Below are 16187 nucleotides of genomic sequence, written 5' to 3'. Positions count from 1 at the left end.
GCTGCGCCGCGCCCGCCCGGTGGCGCTGACGGCGCTCGCCGCCATCCTCGCCATGATCCCGCTGTCGCGCTCGGCCTTCTGTGGCCCGATGGCGATCACCATCATGGGCGGCTTGTTCGTCGCGACCTTCCTGACGCACGTACCTGCCCGGCCTCTACGCCCTCTGGTTCCGGAAGAGCCTGGATGAGGCCGGCACTCCCGAGCAGCCTGCCGCGCACCAGCATGGGAGCGATGACCCCCACGCAATTCCGCTTGCTGAGAAGCTACGCTGATTGACGAGTCCTGACAGATGACACTGATTGCGGAACAAATCGAAGGCGATACCGGGATCGTATCCTCGAGGTGGCCGAGCGGCTGTTCCGCCAGATCGGCTATCAGAAGACCACGGTCGGGAACATCGCCAAGGAGCTCAGGCTCATGTGATCGAGGTGAATGCAGAAAGGGGAGTGCGGCCAGTTAGTTAGATCGCAATCTGAACCGAATATCGGTATCGTTGCGCCTCCAGGATTTGAGCCTACTCCAAGTCGGGCGATGATTGTGCGCAAACGGTGGCTGTTGACGAAGCTCCAAAGGACCCCGCTCCTGAGTTAGGCTACCCTCCGATAGGAAAACAGGGTTTCGGAAATAGTGGGTCTTGGGCTGTAGCGGTCCCCCGCTACCAAGCGTGACCCATTACTATCGAATGTGGGTTTTGCGCTGTAGCGGTCTCCCGCTACCAAGGCTGCGAATTTGTCCGCCAGTCGACGATTTCTCGCGATTTTGGGTTCCGTGACGGTCGGTCTGTCAGTTGCCATCGATGAAATGCAGAAGAGCCGCATTGAACGATGCGGGATCTTGCAGGAACGCGAAATGACTGGTGTTGGGCAGGATCAGCAGCCCCGCGTTCGGGATGGTGGCCGCGATATATTCGGTGTGGGCGCGCTTGATCGCCTCGTCATGATCGCCATCCACCACGAGGACCTTCGCCTTGATCGAACGCAGCTGATCGTCAGTCCAGTTCGGTTCGGTCTCCCACATCCTGGTGATCTGCGTGACGAAGGCGTCGTAATCCTTCGGCGTTGCGGATAATTCGGCGTACTCGGCGCGGGCTCGCTCGATGAAGCGCGCGAACACAGGGGTTTTCTCCACGCCCTCCTGTACACCCGACGTGACCGTGTTGGCGGCGAATGCGAAGACCTTTCCGACACGGTCTGAATGACGGAGTGCAATATCGAGCCCGAGAATGGCACCGTCGCTCCAGCCGACGACGTCGGCCTTGGCGATATGCAGCGCATCGAGAAGCGCGACGATGTCATCGGCCATCAAGTCGTATCCATAGGGGCGGTCGTCACGTGTGCTGCGGCCATGGCCACGGCTGTCCACGACGATCACCATGTGCTGCCGGGCGAGAGCCTTGATCTGATGACCCCAGTAGTTCGAATTCGAAAGTCCGCCATGGAGCAGGACGATCGGCGGTCCGTGGCCGATGGTTGCGTAGTATAGGCTGATGCCATTAACCTTGGCATGGCCGGTGCGTTCACCCGAGACAGGCGGCGGCGTCGGCGGGAGGGTCTGCCAAAGCGATTCGGCGGAAGCCTGTACGGGAAGCAGCAGCAGGAGAGCCCACAGGAGGAAGCGCATCGATAGTTCCCTTGGGGAGCCGGTTGATGACGATGCATCGATTGGCCCGATGAGGCAAGCGAAGCGCGGCCTGGCATTGCGCTCGCGTGACCGAACCCTATCGCCTGACGTGCCAATCTGATCGCCAATCGTCGGCCACGCTTGGCTGCGCTGGTGGGAGTGCCGGGACAGGCAGGGCGGTCACCGACTAGATTTCCTCCATTGCGAAGCGCGCGGTCACATTCTTCAGCGCAATCGCGCCGATCAGCTTCTTGTAGAGCAGATCATAGCTCTGCATATCAGCGACGACCACACGCAGGACATAGTCGATGTCGCCGGCCATGCGGCAGAACTCGATCACCTCGGGCAGCGCGCTGACGACCGACGCAAATCTCCTCAGCCACGTGCCGGAGTGGTCGTCGCTCTCGACGGACACGAAGACCGACAGACCCAGACCGATCTTGTTCTGGTCGACGAGCGCGACCTTGCCAGTGATGACCCTCTCGTTCTCCAGACGCTGCACGCGCTTCCAGCAAGGGGCGAGGAAAGTCCAACACGCTCACCAATCTCCGCGATCGATAGCGATGCGTCTTCCTGGAGAGCCCGCAAGATCTTGCGATCAATCGCGTCAAGGCGGCGAGCTCTGTAGTTCTATCCGGTCGCTCCAGGTCCATTGCGCTCAACGCTCGAGAAGGCGCGCCGGCCGATATCGTAGGTTTGGTTGGTCTCGGGGAAAGCGGTAGCCTTCCCCGTCACCAAGGGTCCCGATATCGTGCGCCGAGCCGCCACGAAGAGGCGCCGCCGCCTGCGGGTTTCGCACGCTGCTACTTCAGCATCGCCGCGACGTTGTCCTTTGTCACGACGTCGAGACCGGTGTGGATGATCTCCGGCACCTTCTGGCCCTTCTTGATGGCGAGCAGCGTATCCATCGCTTTCTCGCCCATCTCGAACGGACGCTGGCCGATCAGTGCGTTGACATAGCCCTCGTTCAGAAGTTCAAGCTGCATCTTGAGGGTATCGGCGACGACGAGCGTGAACTTGCCGGCGTCGAGGTCCTTCTTGCTCTTGCTGGCGAACGCCTTGAAGCCTTCCGGGGCGAACATCGGCCAGCCGCCAACCGGGATGATCGCCGCGAGATCGGGAACAGCGGTGCGCAGATCGGTCATCTGCTGGACGCCCAGCGCGGGGTCGTCGTTGCAGAACGTCGGCGATCCCCCGACTTCGGTCCACTTCGAGCCTTTGAGCGCTTCGCGGACGCCATCGACGCGTTCGGCCAGGTTCTTCGCGCCCGGCCCGCCGGAGACCATCGCGTACTTGCCGCCATCGGGCCGGAGCTTCAGCAACTGCTTGCCGAGCGCGACGCCGAACTCCTTGTTGTCGGTGCCGATATAGCCAATCCGCTTCGAGCCCGGCGCGTCCGCGTCAAACGTGATGACGGGAATGCCGGCCGCATTTGCCGCCTCGATCGACTTGGTCATGGCCGCGACATCGGCGACCGAGATGGCCAGGCCGTCCACCTTCTGGGTGATGAAGTCCTGGATGATCTGCGCTTGCGTCGCCGGCTCGTGCTCGACGGGACCCTTGTAGATGCATTCGATGTTGCCGAGTTCCTTGGCGCGCTTCTGGCAACCGTCGCGCGTGAAATCGAAGAACGGATTGTTCATCGCCTTGGGTACGATCACGAACTTGTAGCTCTGGGCGAAGCCGGGTGTCGCCATCATGGCGAGGACCGCGGCGGCAAGAAATGCCTTCTTCATTGTTTCCCTCCACATTTTTTGCCTATCCCTTGAAATCAGCGGCTCCCGAAGGCGGATAGGCGGACATTGTGGTCCTCCAGGACGAACTCTTCAGGCCATGCGCGAGCGAAGCCGATCGACCAGCACCGCTGCGATGATGATCACGCCCACCAAGGTCTGCTGCCAGTAGGAGTTGATCTGCGCGAGCACGAGGCCGTTGCGGATCACCTCGAGCAGCACGCAGCCGACGATCGCCCCGAGCGGGCCGCCGGCGCCGCCGGCGAGATTGGCGCCGCCGATGACGGCAGCTGCAATCACGTTGAGCTCGTAGGACGTCGCCATGTTTGCCGGCGCCGATCCCAGCCAGCCCGAGATGATGATGCCCTGCAGACCTGCAGCGAGCGCGCAGATCACGTAGATCTCGATCTTCACCCGTACGACCGGAATGCCGGTCAGCGCGGCCGCCTTCTCGTTGCCGCCGACGGCAAAGACGTGGCGGCCGAAACCGGTGTGATGCAGCACGATCGCCATCGCGACCGCAAGAACCACGAGATAGATGAACGGTGCCGGCATGCCGAATACGACGCCGGATGTCAGCGCGTAGAGATAATCGGCTTCGGGGCCGCTGGGAAAGCTGCCGCGGCCGTTGGAGACGACGTAACCGAGGCCGCGCACGATCGAAAGCATGCCGAGCGTGGTGACGAAAGGCGACAGCCCGAGCACCGCGATGCAGAAGCCATTGACGAGACCGACGATCAGCGCGACGCCGAGCCCCGCCAGGACCGAGACGAGCAGGATCAAGCCGGGCACATTTGCGATCACGGTTTTGCCGTCGCCGGCCAGATGCACGAACCACTCCGCGCCGGGCATGCCGGGTGTCGAGATATGCGTCATGACCATCGAGGTGATCATCGCGGAAAAGCACATCACCGAGCCCACCGAGAGGTCGATGCCGCCGGTGATGATGACGAAGGTCACGCCGAGCGTGGCGATGGCGATGAAGGAAAAGTTCTTCGCCACATTCTGCATATTGCCTTCGGTGAGGAAGTAGGGGCTGGCGAAGCTCATCACCACGAACAGCGCCACCAGCGCGAGCAGGACGTACCCGGTCTGCGAGGCAAAGAAGCCGCTCTGCCACCATTTGGTCTTGCCGACATTGGTGAAGCTGATGGGAGATTCCAGGGGCGTGGCCATTACGCAGCCTCTCTCGCTCCCGTGATGAGGGAGGTGACTTCCTCGGGGCTGGTGTCGCCGATCGCCTTGTCGGCACGTTTTTCGCCGCGGCGCATCACGACGACGCGGTCGCAGACCGCGAACACGTCGGGCATGCGGTGCGAGATCAGCATCACCGCGACTCCCTGTTCCTTCAGGCGATGGATCAGGCTCAGCACCTGCTCGACCTGGCGGACCGAGATCGCGGCCGTCGGCTCGTCCATCATCACGAGCTTGGCATTGGACAGCCGAGTCCGTGCGATCGCGACCGCCTGACGCTGGCCGCCCGACATCTGCTTGACGAGATCGTGCGGTCGGGTCTCCGAACGCAGCTCGCCGAACAGCTCCAGCGCGCGGGCTGCCATCGCCTTGTGGTCGAGAAACGCGAACGGACCAAGCTTGCGCTTCAGCTCACGGCCGAGGAAGACATTGGCCGCTGCCGTGAGATTGTCGGCGAGCGCGAGGTCCTGATAGACTACTTCGATTCCGACCGCGCGGGCATCGATCGGCCGGGCGAAATGAACCGGCTTGCCGTCAAAGCGGATCTCGCCGTGACTTGGCGGGAAGTTGCCGGCGATGATCTTGACGAGCGTCGACTTGCCGGCGCCGTTGTCTCCCATCAGGCCGACCACCTCGCCGGGAGAAACGCGCAGGTCGACGCCATGCAACGCGCGAATGGCGCCGAACTCCTTGCCGATGCCCTTCAGCTCCAGGACGGCCAGCCCGGCGTCGTGAGGGGTTACCATGGCTGGCCTCGCTCGGGCATGCTGGCAAACCCCCTCCGGCTCAGAAGTGCACCAGCGTGCGCAGACCAAGGACCCAAGCATTCTCGGTCTTGATGCCGGCGGCATTATAGCCGCGCCCGCCGGGATTGATCACGTACTGGGCGTCGAACTTGAGGTTCATCCAGCCGGTCGCCTGCCAGCCGTACCAGGCTTCGATCGGAACTTCGTTTCCGCCCGCATTGAGGGTGAGCGCGGCCGAATTCACGTGGGTCGTGCCCACCGCGAAGCCGACTTCGTCTTCCGGGCGCCAGGAGAACGTTCCGGTGTGCCGGAAGCCGAGGGCGACCTGGTAGTCCTGATACGACGTCCGGTGATCGGCGACCGTCGTGTTGAGGAACATGTACCAACCCTGTGCCTTTGCACCCTCAACGGTCAGCCGCTGCAGGATCGACTCGTAGACGCCATAGCGGCCGCGTTGATCGCCCAGATTCTGGTCCGAGACGCCGCCGATTCCGGGGGCGATCGCGATGATACCCGGAAGGCCACCGTCAATCGTCGACGCGCTGTCATACCAGCCGCCGAATCGCCAGGTCCCGTTCAGGGGACCGCTCGGCGCCCAGACCACCTCGACCGGCACCAGCACGCCGGAGGCCCGGCTCGAGCCGGGGACGCCCGGCAGGAAGTAGGTCGCGGAGTCCGACGTCGTCAGATAGTTCGGATTGGCGTCGTAGACGCCGACCGAAAGCTGCCATTCCTTGGCGAAGTTGTAGTGTGCGACACCGGCCCATTGGCTCACTGGCCAGTTGTAGATGTAGCCGCCCTGAATGTTGCCGGGCTGACCGCCGCAGAAGGTCAGGTTGATGAACTCGCACAGGCCGAAGAAGAAGTCGGAGCCGACCGGAAGACGGCCGCCCTTGAGTTCAAGGCGGTTATCGAACAGCTTCTGCGAATAGTAGAGTTCGGTCAGGCGAAGAATACTGCCGCGGCCGAACACTTCGTTGGTCAGCTGCAACGCCGGAATACCCGCCTCGTCATTCAGGTTGCGGCCGAAGCGGTCGACCAGCGTGAGGCCGACCAGGCCGCCCTGGATGCCGGCAAGCTTCGCCATGTCGAACTTGGCCTGAAAGAACAGCTGTCCGGCTTGGGTCGCGGTGTTCCTGTTTCCACCCGACAGATTGCCGACGGCTTCGTCGCCCAGCGTCAGGGCCAGCGAGATGCCCTGCTCCTTCAGCTGCGTTCTGCCGAGATCGCCGAACAGATACGGTCTCGTCCAGAAATCATCGGTCTCAGCGTAAGGAATGGGCGGAGCTTTCGTCGAGAGATCGGCCGCATGCGCGCCGCCGCCGAACAAAGACAACAAAGCGATCCCCACGCCGCATGCCCGCGCGGTGTTTACAGACCAAAGTGACATTTTCTGCACTCCCAGCGTCCCCGGCTTTGTCCATTTTTGTGTCGCGTTCCCGCCCAAAGCCCTTCAGCCTGGAACGCACTCCTTTCAGCGTAGCGATCCGTCAACTTGAGATAGAAACTGCGCGCACACCAAAGCCTTTCACGACGGTGGTGAGGGTCTGTCCGCGGCCCCACCGGGTTCGGCGTGCGGGGCCAACGTGGAGGCGAGCGTCGTATGCTTGATCAGTCTTGCGCACTGAACTCTCTTCCCCTTGTTCCTCTACCGAAGTCGCCGCGGCCATATTCCCGATCGTCGCTCTTCGCAGTCGAGTCACGCTTGATCGCCCGCGCTCGTCGGCAACGCCGTCGCGCCGCGCGCAGATGCGTTTTGCAGAATTGTGGTTTCCTTTGCTCGAGGCGCCGTGCGGGCGAGGCCGGCCAGCGCCGCCTTGCGCCGCCGCCGGGCCTGCAATTGCTGATCCGCCAGAACGCCGATCAAAATCACGGTCCCCATCACCGCGAAATTCAGGGAGTTCGGAATGCCGAGGATGTTCACGAGGTTCTGCAACACCTGCAGCAGCGCTGTGCCCAGCACGATGCCGAGAATCGAGCCTTCGCCGCCGCGCAGGCTGCAGCCGCCGAGGACGGCAGCCGCAATCGCATAGAGTTCGTAGAAATTGCCGAAGGAACTCGGAGAGACCGAGTTGGTGTAGAAGACGAACATCACGGTCGAAACGCCGGCGAGGCCGCCGCTGATGACATAGGCGGTCGCGATCACGATATTTGTGTTGATACCGGAGAAGCGCGCCGCTTCCTCGTTCTTGCCCACGGCATAAAGCCAGCGTCCGTAAACCGAACGATGCAGCAGCACGCCGAGGATCAGCGCCAGCACGATCAGGAAGATGAAGGTGTTCGGAATGCCCGCGACATTGCCGGAGGCGATGTTGCCCAGCGTGCTGGCCTCGTCACCATAGCCGAAGCCGCGTGTCGAATCGCTGGTGTAATAGCGCGCGGCGCCGCGATAGATCAGCAACCCGCACAGCGTCACGATGAAGGGCTGCATTTTCAGCCGCGTGATCAGGAAACCCTGGATGCCGCCCAGCGCCAGCCCGCCCATCAGGACCAGCAACAGCGCGATGGGCCAGGGCACCTGATACGTCGTCAGAAGGTCGATGAAGACGACGCCGAGCAGCGCGAACATCGAGCCGAGCGAAAGATCGATGCCTCCGGTGATGATGACGAGACCTTCGCCCAGTGCGAACACGCCGAACAGGCCGATCAGATTGGCCATGTTCAGCAAGTTAACGAACGACAGGAAGGCCGGATTGATCGCGCCGGTGATGGCGGAGATCACCGCCAGCAGCAAGAACAGGCCGAGTTCCTTCTTCATCATGGCGCAGCGGCCTCCAGGGTTTCGAGCGCCTGGCCGACCGCCAGCCTCAACACGTTGTATTCGCTGAACTGGTCGCGCTCGAGCACGCCGCTGACGCTGCCTTCATGCATCACCGCGACGCGGTCGGAGACGCCGATGACTTCCTCCATGTCCGAGGAGATCATCACGATCGCGACGCCCCGGTCGGCGAGGCTGCGCATCAGCGCGTAGATCTCGCTCTTGGCGCCGACATCGATGCCGCGGGTCGGCTCGTCGAAGAACATCACGCGCGGCTGCATGGAGAGCCACTTGGCCAGCACCACTTTCTGCTGGTTGCCGCCGGAGAGCGTTACGGCTTCGATGTCGATGCTTGGCGCCTTGATCGACAGGTTCCTTGCCTGGTCTTTCGCGATCTTGCGTTCGGCCGCGCCGTTGACCAGCCACATTCGTGCGTGATCCAGCAGGCTCGCGAGCGTCACGTTCTCCCGGATCGGCAATTCCAGCACCAGCCCGGACTTTTTGCGGTCCTCCGGCACCAGATAGATTCCTTGCCTGATCGCATCGCGCGGCGAGGCGACACCGACCGGTTCGTTGTCGATCCTGATCTCGCCCCCCAGCAGCGGGTCAACGCCGAACACCGCGCGGGCAAGGGAGGTGCGGCCGGCGCCGACGAGTCCGGCGAGGCCGAGGATCTCGCCGCGCCGCACGGAAAGGTCAATCTGTCGGTCTGGAAAGGCGGTCGTCACGACGCCGGCGATATCGCAGCCGCCCGGCTGCGGCGAGCGTGCCGGCGGCGTGTACAGCGCCTTCAGGTCGCGGCCGATCATCAGCCGGATCATCGCGGCATGGCTCAGCTCGTCCCGCGCCAGTTCCCCCACCGTGCGCCCGTCGCGCAGCACCACGACACGATCGGCGCAGCTCATGATCTCGCCGAGCCGGTGCGAGATGTAGATCACCGAGATGCCGTGGGCTTTCAGGTCGGTGATCACCTCCAGCAACCGCTCCGTCTCCGAAATCGTCAGGCTGGAAGTCGGCTCGTCCATGATGATTACGCGGGCGTCGATCGAGAGCGCCTTGGCAATCTCCACCATCTGGCGCTCCGCGATCGACAAATTGTCCACTAGCGTGTTCGGCGCGAAGTCGGCGCCCAGCCGCTGCAGCAGTGGCGTCACGCGGGCGCGCATCTCCGCGTTGTCCACCAGCTTCAGCGGGCCGCCGGCGAGCTTCTCGCGCCCGATGAAGACATTGGCCGCGACATCGAGATTCTCGAACAGGTTCAGCTCCTGGTGCACAAAGGCGATGCCGGCGAGGGTCGCCTCGTTCACCGTCATCCTTGCGTGGTCGTTGCCGCCGATGCGGATCACGCCCGCGCTCGGTGCGATCACGCCAGCCAGCACGCGCATCAGTGTCGACTTGCCGGCGCCGTTCTCGCCGATCAGGCCCAGCACCTCGCCGCGGCAGACGCGCAGATTGACGTCGTCGAGCGCCTTGACGCCGGGATAGGTCTTGCTGATACCGCTGAGTTCGAGCAGCGTCTCCGGCATTCGGCATGTCCTCCTGCATCCCGCCCGGCGGCCTGTGGCGGCCGGGCGGCGAAGTCGACTGAAGTTACTTTTTCAGCAGTTCCTTCAGTTGCCCGGCGAACTCGGCGACGTTGGTCTTGCTGATCACCTTGGTCGGCACGATCAGTTTGCTGTCCTTCGGAATCCAGGACTTGTCGCCGTTCAGCGTCTTGATGATGTTGGTGGCGGAGAGATAGCCGAACTCGTAGGGCTGCTGCACGACCGTGGATTCGATCGTGCCGTCGGAAATGCCCCGCAGCGTCCGCTGGTCCTCGTCGAAGCCGACGATCTTCACCTTGCCGGCCTTGCCCGCGGCCTTCACCGCGTCATAGATCAGCGGGGTCTCGTAGCTCCACAAGCCCGAGAGCAGCGCGATGTCTGGATATTTGACGAGCACATTCTCCATGTTCGCCTTGGCCTTGGCAAAGTCCACCTGGTCGGTGAACACGTCGACCAGTTCGACCTTGGTGCCGGCGATCGATTCCTTGATGCCCTGTACGCGCTCGCGGGCATTGTCGGCATCCATCGTGCCGACGAACAGCGCGATCTTGCCGCCGTTCGGCAGCGCCTTCTTGATCTCCTCGCCGGCCTGCCGCCCGGCCGCGACGTTGTCGGTGCCGATATAGGCGAGACGGTTGCTCTGCGGCGCGTCGCTGTCCGTCGTGATCAGCACGGTCTTGGCCGCGACCTTGTTGAGTTCTTCGGTTGCATGCGGCGCATCGTCGACCGAGATCGAGATGCCGGCGACGCCGCGCACCAAAAGGTCGTCCAACTCGCGCCGCTGGCCGGCCGCGGTGCCTTCGTTGGTGACGATCAGCTCGATATTGTATTCCGGGTGCTCCTTCTGCGCCTTCTCGAGCCCGCGGCCCGCGATGGTCCAGAAGTCGGCCGCGACATTGGTCACTAGCGCGATGGTCTTTTTCTGCTGTGCCTGTGCTATCCCTGTAGCCATCGCGAGCGCGGCCGCGCCCGCCAACAGCGGCACGATCAATCTTCTCATTGAGTCGTTCATATGCACCTCCCTGTCGACACCCCTGGTGAGGGGTTTTCACGTTCGGCGCTTTTCACGCCTTATTTTATTCACGTAACTAATAAATTAGCGCGGCAAAATGTCCAGTCAAGGATGTCGTTGCCCGTATCTTCAAGCAAGAATAGTGTTGTGGTGATGTATTGTTGCCACTCTCGGCGCCTTCTGACCATTATCTGACCATTATATATGGGTTTCTCGCGTTGAATAACTTCATTAAGCGAATTAAAAAAGCCGGTATGAATGAACAGCCCGAACCGCTGAGACGCGCTTCGAGTTTGGCCCGCGGATCGAATCGCGGCCGGCTCGTCGAAGTGTTACGGCGTCAAGGGCCATTGCCGCGCGTCGAACTCGCACGCAGCACGGGGCTGAGCTTCCCGGCCATATCGGCCATCACGTCGAAACTGATGGCGGAAGACCTGCTGTGCGAGGCAGTGACTGAGACGGCGACGTTGTGGCCCGACGATACCGACGAAGAGGATACGGATGGCCTGAACGGCCGCCGCCGCGGCCGGCCGGCGGTCTTGCTGACCCTGAACCCCGAGTTTGGCCGCATCATTGCGGTCTCGCTGCGCATGAATCTGATCGAGACATTGATCGCCGATTTCAGCGGCTCTGCCCTGGCCCAGTCGCGACTTGAGCTGACGACACGCGCGCTCGATGCAGCCGCGTTGTGTGATCTCGTGATCGCGCAGATCGACGCCATGCTTGATGCGACGGCCACGCCGCGACATCGGCTGTTGGGAATCGGGGTTGCGTTGCAGGGCATCGTTGACTCCGACACCGGTCGGCATCTGTGGAGCCCGGCGCTGTCGATCACCGACGTCGATCTGGCGACGCCGGTCCGCCAGGCATTCGGCGTCGAAGTCGTGATGGCGAACGACGCGGTTGCGGTTGCGCTGGCCCTCGCAGCCGCCGAACCGGCGCTGGCGCAGGGCCTCACGGCCACGATCATGGTGGGTCACGGCGTCGGCATGGGCGTCGTGGTCGACGGTGAAGCGCGCGACGGTGCCGGCGCAGGCAGTGAGATCGGCCATGTCAAGCTGGCGCCGAACGGTCCGCAATGCCGCTGCGGTCAGCGCGGCTGCATCGAGGCCCATCTCGCCGACTATGCGCTGTACCGCGACGCGCGTACCTTTCTCGACCTGCCGCCGGCGGTGTCGCAGCAGCCGTCCGAGGCGCAGATGGCTCTGCTGCGCGCGCGGGCGCGCGCCGGCGATCCCCGTCTCGAGCAGTTATTCCGGCAGGCAGGCCACGCGCTGGCCGATGCGGTCGCCACGACGATATCGGTGCTGCGCCCGCATCACATCATCCTCGCGGGTCCGGGCCTGCAGGCATTCGACATGATGCGCAGTGCCTATGAGGAGCGGCTCGAGCAGGCAGTGTTGCCGTGGCTGCTCAAGTCCACCGCGATCCATGTGCGTCCAAGCGAATCGGCGACGATTGTCGACGGCATGGTGCGGCGGACGCTGCGGGTCGTGGACCGAAACCACATGGAGACGACCGAGTGAACCTCGGGAGCCGTGGCTCTCGGCTGGAGTCGCAGCAACGCAACCGACGCGCTTCAGGCGCCAAAGCGAGAGAATGCCAATGCAGGGTGCCATCTATCCAAGCCTCAAGGACCGGACCGTCCTGGTAACCGGTGGCGGTTCCGGCATCGGCGAGGCCATCGTCCGCCAGTTCATCAGCCAAGGCGCACGGGTCGGATTCATCGATATCGATGTGACGTCCTCGGAGCAGCTGCTGTCCGATTTGGGAGCGCATGCCCGCGTGCACTTCGAGCACGCCGACCTGCGCGACATCGCCGCACTGCGACGCGCGGTTGCCGGCATCCGTGAGGCGCTCGGGCCGATCACCATCCTGGTCAACAATGCGGCGCGCGACGACCGTCACGCGATCGAGGACGTGACGCCGGAATTCTGGGACGAGCGGATCGCCGTCAACCTGAAGCATCAGTTCTTCAGCGCTCAGGCGGTCGCACCCGACATGAAACAGGCGGGGGGCGGTTCGATCGTCAACATCGGCTCGGTGAGCTGGGTGATCGGTCAGGGCAACATGCCCTGCTACACGACCGCCAAGTCGGCGGTTCAGGGCCTCACCCGGGCGCTGGCCCGCGATCTCGGGCCGCACAACGTGCGGGTCAACTCCATCCTGCCCGGATGGATCATGACCCGGCGCCAGCAGGATCTGTGGTTGACGCCCGAAGGCGTGGCCGAGCTGATGCAGCGCCAATGCCTCAAGCGCAAGCTCGTGCCTGACGACATCGCCCGCGTCGTCCTCTTTTTCGCCGCCGACGACAGCGGCGCCTGCACCAACCAGAGCCATATCGTCGACGGCGGCTGGGTCTAGCTAGCGATCGCGCCGCAACTCGGAGCGACGGCCCTGGTCGATGAGACTAGTCGTCGCTCGAAGCAGTCAATGCGTTGCGAAGCGCCTGGACGCGCTTGTTGAGTGAGATGAGTTCGTCGACGGTCAGGCCGGACCGCTCCAGCAAGGTATCGGTCAGACAGCCGGTGCGCGACTGCATCGCCTTGCCGCTGGGGGTCAGGTGGACGCCGACCTGCCGTTCGTTCGCTGCGGTCGGAAGGCCGCAGTTTCCGGCGATCAGCCGACCGCCGTGCGCGATCACATCGGCAACGTGCCGCCATGCTCCCGCGGGCGAGGACTGTAAAGGCTGGATTGCAACGCCGCGGCCCATTCCGTATATGTCGTAGAATTGTCCGACCGGATGGTCAATGAATGGGCGTCCCGGACGTGGCCCTGTGGGTGCGCAGGGATGTTTGCGCTGAACTTGTAATTTGCACCTCAAGACGAGAGCCGACTACCCGGCCGAATAGAACGGAAAGACATGGCCCGATCGCGCGCCAAGGACTACGACGACAAGCGCCTCTCGATGCTGCATCGCTCGGCCGAGCTGTTTGCCGCATCGGGCTATGTCGGCACGTCGATGAACACGATCGCGGATGCATGCGGCGTCTCGAAGGCGCTGCTCTATCACTATTATCCCGACAAGGAGGCGATCCTGTTCGATATCCTGTCGTCGCATCTGGAGAAGCTGGTGGCGGCGGTCCGGAAGGCGAGCGCGCAGGCCGGCGATCCGGTCGAGCGCTTCCGAACGATCGTTGCGACCCTGCTCGAGCTCTACCGGCATGCCGACGCCGAGCATCAGGTCCAGATCGCAAGTCTGAAGCTGCTGCCGAAGGACAAGCAGCAGCCGCTGCTTGCGAGCGAGCGGATCCTGGTCGGGATCATGTCGGATGCACTCGCCGCGGCCGTGCCGGCGGCGAAGCAGAAGCGCGTCCTCAAGCCGCTGACAATGAGCGTGTTCGGCATGCTGAACTGGCATTATATGTGGTTTCGCGAGGGTGGGCCGATGACCCGCGCCGAATACGCCGACTTCGTCGCGCAACTGGTGTTGGCGGGCGCCGCGGATGCCGTCGCAACCCGGCCGTGCAGCAAGGCAAGGCCGGCCGGCCGAAGCCGGCAGGCCGCGTTGCTCTGAGCTGCGCGTTACGCCCGCATCGCATTCATCGTCAGAAGTTCATATGTCGCCGCGGTCTCGCCGGTCCCGGTGGTGATCTCGACGTCCCAGCGCACCTCGCCATACTGCTTGTTGCGCGGCGTCTTCTCCTTCGCGGTCAGCCGCACCTGGATCTGTTCGCCCGGTTGGACCGGCTTCACGAAGCGCAGGCTATCGAGGCCGTAATTCGCCAGCACCGGCCCGTAGTCGGGATCGACGAACAGGCCGGCCGCAAACGACAGCAGCAGGTAGCCATGCGCGACGCGGCCCGGGAAGAACGGATGTCCCTTGGTCGCTTCTTCGTCCATATGGGCGTAGAAGGTGTCGCCCGTGAAGTGCGCGAAGTGCTCGATGTCGTCGAGCGTGATCTGCCGCGCCTTCGAGACCAGCGTGCGGCCGACCTCGAGATCGTCGTAGTGATAGCGGAACGGGTGCAGATCACCTTCGAGCATCGGGCTGCCCTTGAACCAGCGGCCCGTGACGCCGCTCAGCATGCGAGGCGAGCCCTGCAACGCGGTGCGCTGCATGTAGTGCTGGAGACTACGGACGCCGCCCAGTTCCTCGCCGCCGCCGGCGCGGCCGGGACCGCCGTGAACCATCTGCGGCATCGGTGAGCCGTGGCCGGTGTGCTCGGCCGCGCAGTCGCGATCGATGATCGCGACACGGCCGTGAAAGCTGCCGATGCCGAACGCGAGCTCGGTCGCGGTCGGAATGTCGTGGGTGTAGACGGATGCGACCAGGCTGCCGCCGCCGCGATTGGTCAGCGCGATGGCCTGGTCCAGATCGTCATAGCCCATCACGGTGCAGACCGGCCCGAACGCCTCGATCTCGTGGACCGCGGTTGCGGTGAGCGGTTTCGCGCAGTGCAGCAGCAGCGGCGGAACGAAGGCGCCGCGTTTGGCGTCGGCGTCGACCAGTTCGAATTTGTCGGGATCGCCGGCCACCAGTTCGGCTTCGGTGCGAAGCCTCGCCACGTGCGCAAGCACATCGCTGCGCTGGGCAAGGCCGACCAGCGGTCCCATCCTGACCTTCTCGTTCTCGGGATTGCCGATCGTGACCTTGGCGAGACGCTCGCGCAGCGCCGTGATGACGGCGTCGAGCTGCAACGCCGGGGCCAATGCGCGGCGGATCGCGGTGCATTTCTGCCCGGCCTTGACCGTCATCTCCTTCGCCACCTCCTTGATGAAGAGGTCGAACTCCGGGCTTCCCGACACGGCGTCCGGCGCCAGGATCGCGGCGTTGAGCGAATCCCGCTCGGCGATGAAGCGGACCGCTTCGCGCGCGACGACCGGATGCCGTTGCAGCTTTTGCGATGTGTCGGCCGAGCCCGTGAAGGACACCACGTCCTGGCAGGTGAGATGGTCGAACAGGTCGCCGGTCGATCCGACGATGAACTGCAGGACGCCTTCCGGCAGCGCGCCGGATTCGGTGATCATCCGTGCCAGCTCGTAGGCGACATAGGAGGTGACGGTCGCAGGCTTGGTGACGACGGGAACGCCGGCGAGCAACGCGGGCGCCAGCTTCTCCAGCATGCCCCAGCACGGGAAGTTGAACGCATTGATGTGCACCGCGACACCGCGCAACGGCGTGACGATATGCTGGCCGGCGAACGCGCCGCCCTTGGAGAGCCCCTCGACGTTGCCGTCGAGCAGGTATCTGGTGTTCGGAAGCTCGCGGCGTCCCTTGCTGGCATAGGCGAACAGCGTGCCGATGCCGCCATCGACGTCGATCATGGCGTCGGTGCGGGTTGCGCCCGCATGGAGCGACAGTTTGTAAAGCCGGTCCTTGTGCTGGCTGAGATGGTCGGCCAGCGTCTTCAGCAGGCCCGCCCGCTGGTGGAACGACAGCTTGCGGAGATTCTTGCCGCCGACCGCGCGGCCATAAGCGAGGATTTCGCGCATGTCGAGGTCGCTTCTGGTTGCGAGTGCCACGACATCGCCGGTGACTGCGCTGTGAATTTCGGCGGCCGGCTCGCCGGAACCGGTCCAATGTCCACGGACGAAGCTGTTGAGCTTCATGACGGACTCTCCCGTTCGCGCGCCGCT

The 16187-nt window shown here is 63.6% G+C and carries 13 protein-coding genes and 3 pseudogenes; 5 read left to right on the top strand and 11 right to left on the bottom strand.

The features are described 5' to 3' along the window. Nucleotide 1 precedes the first annotated feature (1 nt). Together ACVW1C_RS10960 and ACVW1C_RS10955 are read left to right on the top strand one after the other, a co-directional pair. Nucleotides 2-272 (top strand): annotated as a pseudogene (locus ACVW1C_RS10960) (efflux RND transporter permease subunit); the annotation flags it as partial. Between the two features lie 17 nt (nucleotides 273-289). Further along, nucleotides 290-417 (top strand): annotated as a pseudogene (locus ACVW1C_RS10955) (TetR family transcriptional regulator); the annotation flags it as partial. Between the two features lie 366 nt (nucleotides 418-783). Here ACVW1C_RS10955 and ACVW1C_RS10950 read toward each other — a convergent pair. The 9 genes and pseudogenes from ACVW1C_RS10950 to ACVW1C_RS10910 form a co-directional block, all read right to left on the bottom strand. Then, complete coding sequence (locus ACVW1C_RS10950; protein WP_456758430.1) at nucleotides 784-1620, bottom strand: alpha/beta fold hydrolase; 837 nt, start codon at nucleotides 1618-1620, stop codon at nucleotides 784-786. Nucleotides 1621-1807: 187 nt separating this feature from the next. Next, nucleotides 1808-2223, bottom strand: a pseudogene (locus ACVW1C_RS10945) (Lrp/AsnC family transcriptional regulator). Nucleotides 2224-2423: 200 nt separating this feature from the next. Next, complete coding sequence (locus ACVW1C_RS10940) at nucleotides 2424-3356, bottom strand: sugar-binding protein (protein ID WP_456758429.1); 933 nt, start codon at nucleotides 3354-3356, stop codon at nucleotides 2424-2426. A 90-nt stretch (nucleotides 3357-3446) separates the two neighbouring features. Continuing rightward, nucleotides 3447-4529 (bottom strand): ABC transporter permease, encoded by a 1083-nt coding sequence (locus ACVW1C_RS10935; RefSeq protein ID WP_456758428.1) that lies wholly within the window; start codon nucleotides 4527-4529, stop codon nucleotides 3447-3449. Continuing rightward, complete coding sequence (locus ACVW1C_RS10930) at nucleotides 4529-5293, bottom strand: ATP-binding cassette domain-containing protein (RefSeq protein ID WP_207835400.1); 765 nt, start codon at nucleotides 5291-5293, stop codon at nucleotides 4529-4531. Before ACVW1C_RS10930 ends, ACVW1C_RS10935 begins: the two co-directional genes overlap by 1 nt. A 40-nt stretch (nucleotides 5294-5333) precedes the next feature. Beyond that, entirely contained in the window at nucleotides 5334-6683 is a 1350-nt protein-coding gene (locus tag ACVW1C_RS10925) for a carbohydrate porin (protein WP_456758427.1), read from the bottom strand. 309 nt (nucleotides 6684-6992) lie between these two features. Further along, nucleotides 6993-8054, bottom strand: coding sequence for an ABC transporter permease (locus tag ACVW1C_RS10920; protein WP_456758426.1), 1062 nt, complete (start codon nucleotides 8052-8054; stop codon nucleotides 6993-6995). Next, on the bottom strand, nucleotides 8051-9577 hold the full coding sequence (locus ACVW1C_RS10915; protein WP_456758425.1) for a sugar ABC transporter ATP-binding protein: 1527 nt from the start codon (nucleotides 9575-9577) through the stop codon (nucleotides 8051-8053). Before ACVW1C_RS10915 ends, ACVW1C_RS10920 begins: the two co-directional genes overlap by 4 nt. A gap of 64 nt (nucleotides 9578-9641) precedes the next feature. Further along, the gene (locus ACVW1C_RS10910; protein ID WP_097673225.1) at nucleotides 9642-10607 is read right to left on the bottom strand and encodes a sugar-binding protein; all 966 of its coding nucleotides are present in this window, start codon (nucleotides 10605-10607) and stop codon (nucleotides 9642-9644) included. Nucleotides 10608-10861: 254 nt separating this feature from the next. Here ACVW1C_RS10910 and ACVW1C_RS10905 point away from each other — a divergent pair, with 254 nt between their 5' ends. Together ACVW1C_RS10905 and ACVW1C_RS10900 are read left to right on the top strand one after the other, a co-directional pair. Next, a complete protein-coding gene (locus tag ACVW1C_RS10905) occupies nucleotides 10862-12133 on the top strand; it encodes an ROK family protein (RefSeq protein ID WP_456763047.1) in 1272 nt (423 codons plus the stop codon). Nucleotides 12134-12212: 79 nt separating this feature from the next. Next, nucleotides 12213-12971 (top strand): SDR family NAD(P)-dependent oxidoreductase, encoded by a 759-nt coding sequence (locus ACVW1C_RS10900; protein ID WP_092124364.1) that lies wholly within the window; start codon nucleotides 12213-12215, stop codon nucleotides 12969-12971. Between the two features lie 46 nt (nucleotides 12972-13017). Here the strand turns inward: ACVW1C_RS10900 and ACVW1C_RS10895 are convergent, their stop codons facing one another. Further along, nucleotides 13018-13320 (bottom strand): hypothetical protein, encoded by a 303-nt coding sequence (locus tag ACVW1C_RS10895; protein ID WP_456758424.1) that lies wholly within the window; start codon nucleotides 13318-13320, stop codon nucleotides 13018-13020. A 150-nt stretch (nucleotides 13321-13470) separates the two neighbouring features. Here ACVW1C_RS10895 and ACVW1C_RS10890 point away from each other — a divergent pair, with 150 nt between their 5' ends. Then, nucleotides 13471-14124: a TetR family transcriptional regulator gene (locus ACVW1C_RS10890; protein ID WP_456758423.1), complete on the top strand. Its 654-nt coding sequence runs from the start codon at nucleotides 13471-13473 to the stop codon at nucleotides 14122-14124. Between the two features lie 8 nt (nucleotides 14125-14132). Here ACVW1C_RS10890 and paaZ read toward each other — a convergent pair whose 3' ends face one another. Next, on the bottom strand, nucleotides 14133-16160 hold the full coding sequence (gene paaZ, locus ACVW1C_RS10885) for a phenylacetic acid degradation bifunctional protein PaaZ (protein WP_456758422.1): 2028 nt from the start codon (nucleotides 16158-16160) through the stop codon (nucleotides 14133-14135). Nucleotides 16161-16187 lie beyond the last annotated feature (27 nt).

This window comes from Bradyrhizobium sp. USDA 4011 (genome assembly GCF_054063415.1).
Note: the sequence above shows the minus strand (reverse complement) of the source record. Positions and strands in the feature narration are given on the sequence as shown.

What these genes read in the sequence shown, in the direction of transcription:
- ACVW1C_RS10950 (WP_456758430.1), bottom strand. Translation starts at nt 1,620, where the DNA reads ATGCGCTTCCTCCTGTGGGCTCTCCTGCTGCTGCTTCCCGTACAGGCT.
- ACVW1C_RS10940 (WP_456758429.1), bottom strand. Translation starts at nt 3,356, where the DNA reads ATGAAGAAGGCATTTCTTGCCGCCGCGGTCCTCGCCATGATGGCGACA.
- ACVW1C_RS10935 (WP_456758428.1), bottom strand. Translation starts at nt 4,529, where the DNA reads ATGGCCACGCCCCTGGAATCTCCCATCAGCTTCACCAATGTCGGCAAG.
- ACVW1C_RS10930 (WP_207835400.1), bottom strand. Translation starts at nt 5,293, where the DNA reads ATGGTAACCCCTCACGACGCCGGGCTGGCCGTCCTGGAGCTGAAGGGC.
- ACVW1C_RS10925 (WP_456758427.1), bottom strand. Translation starts at nt 6,683, where the DNA reads ATGTCACTTTGGTCTGTAAACACCGCGCGGGCATGCGGCGTGGGGATC.
- ACVW1C_RS10920 (WP_456758426.1), bottom strand. Translation starts at nt 8,054, where the DNA reads ATGATGAAGAAGGAACTCGGCCTGTTCTTGCTGCTGGCGGTGATCTCC.
- ACVW1C_RS10915 (WP_456758425.1), bottom strand. Translation starts at nt 9,577, where the DNA reads ATGCCGGAGACGCTGCTCGAACTCAGCGGTATCAGCAAGACCTATCCC.
- ACVW1C_RS10910 (WP_097673225.1), bottom strand. Translation starts at nt 10,607, where the DNA reads ATGAACGACTCAATGAGAAGATTGATCGTGCCGCTGTTGGCGGGCGCG.
- ACVW1C_RS10905 (WP_456763047.1), top strand. Translation starts at nt 10,862, where the DNA reads ATGAATGAACAGCCCGAACCGCTGAGACGCGCTTCGAGTTTGGCCCGC.
- ACVW1C_RS10900 (WP_092124364.1), top strand. Translation starts at nt 12,213, where the DNA reads ATGCAGGGTGCCATCTATCCAAGCCTCAAGGACCGGACCGTCCTGGTA.
- ACVW1C_RS10895 (WP_456758424.1), bottom strand. Translation starts at nt 13,320, where the DNA reads ATGGGCCGCGGCGTTGCAATCCAGCCTTTACAGTCCTCGCCCGCGGGA.
- ACVW1C_RS10890 (WP_456758423.1), top strand. Translation starts at nt 13,471, where the DNA reads ATGGCCCGATCGCGCGCCAAGGACTACGACGACAAGCGCCTCTCGATG.
- paaZ (WP_456758422.1), bottom strand. Translation starts at nt 16,160, where the DNA reads ATGAAGCTCAACAGCTTCGTCCGTGGACATTGGACCGGTTCCGGCGAG.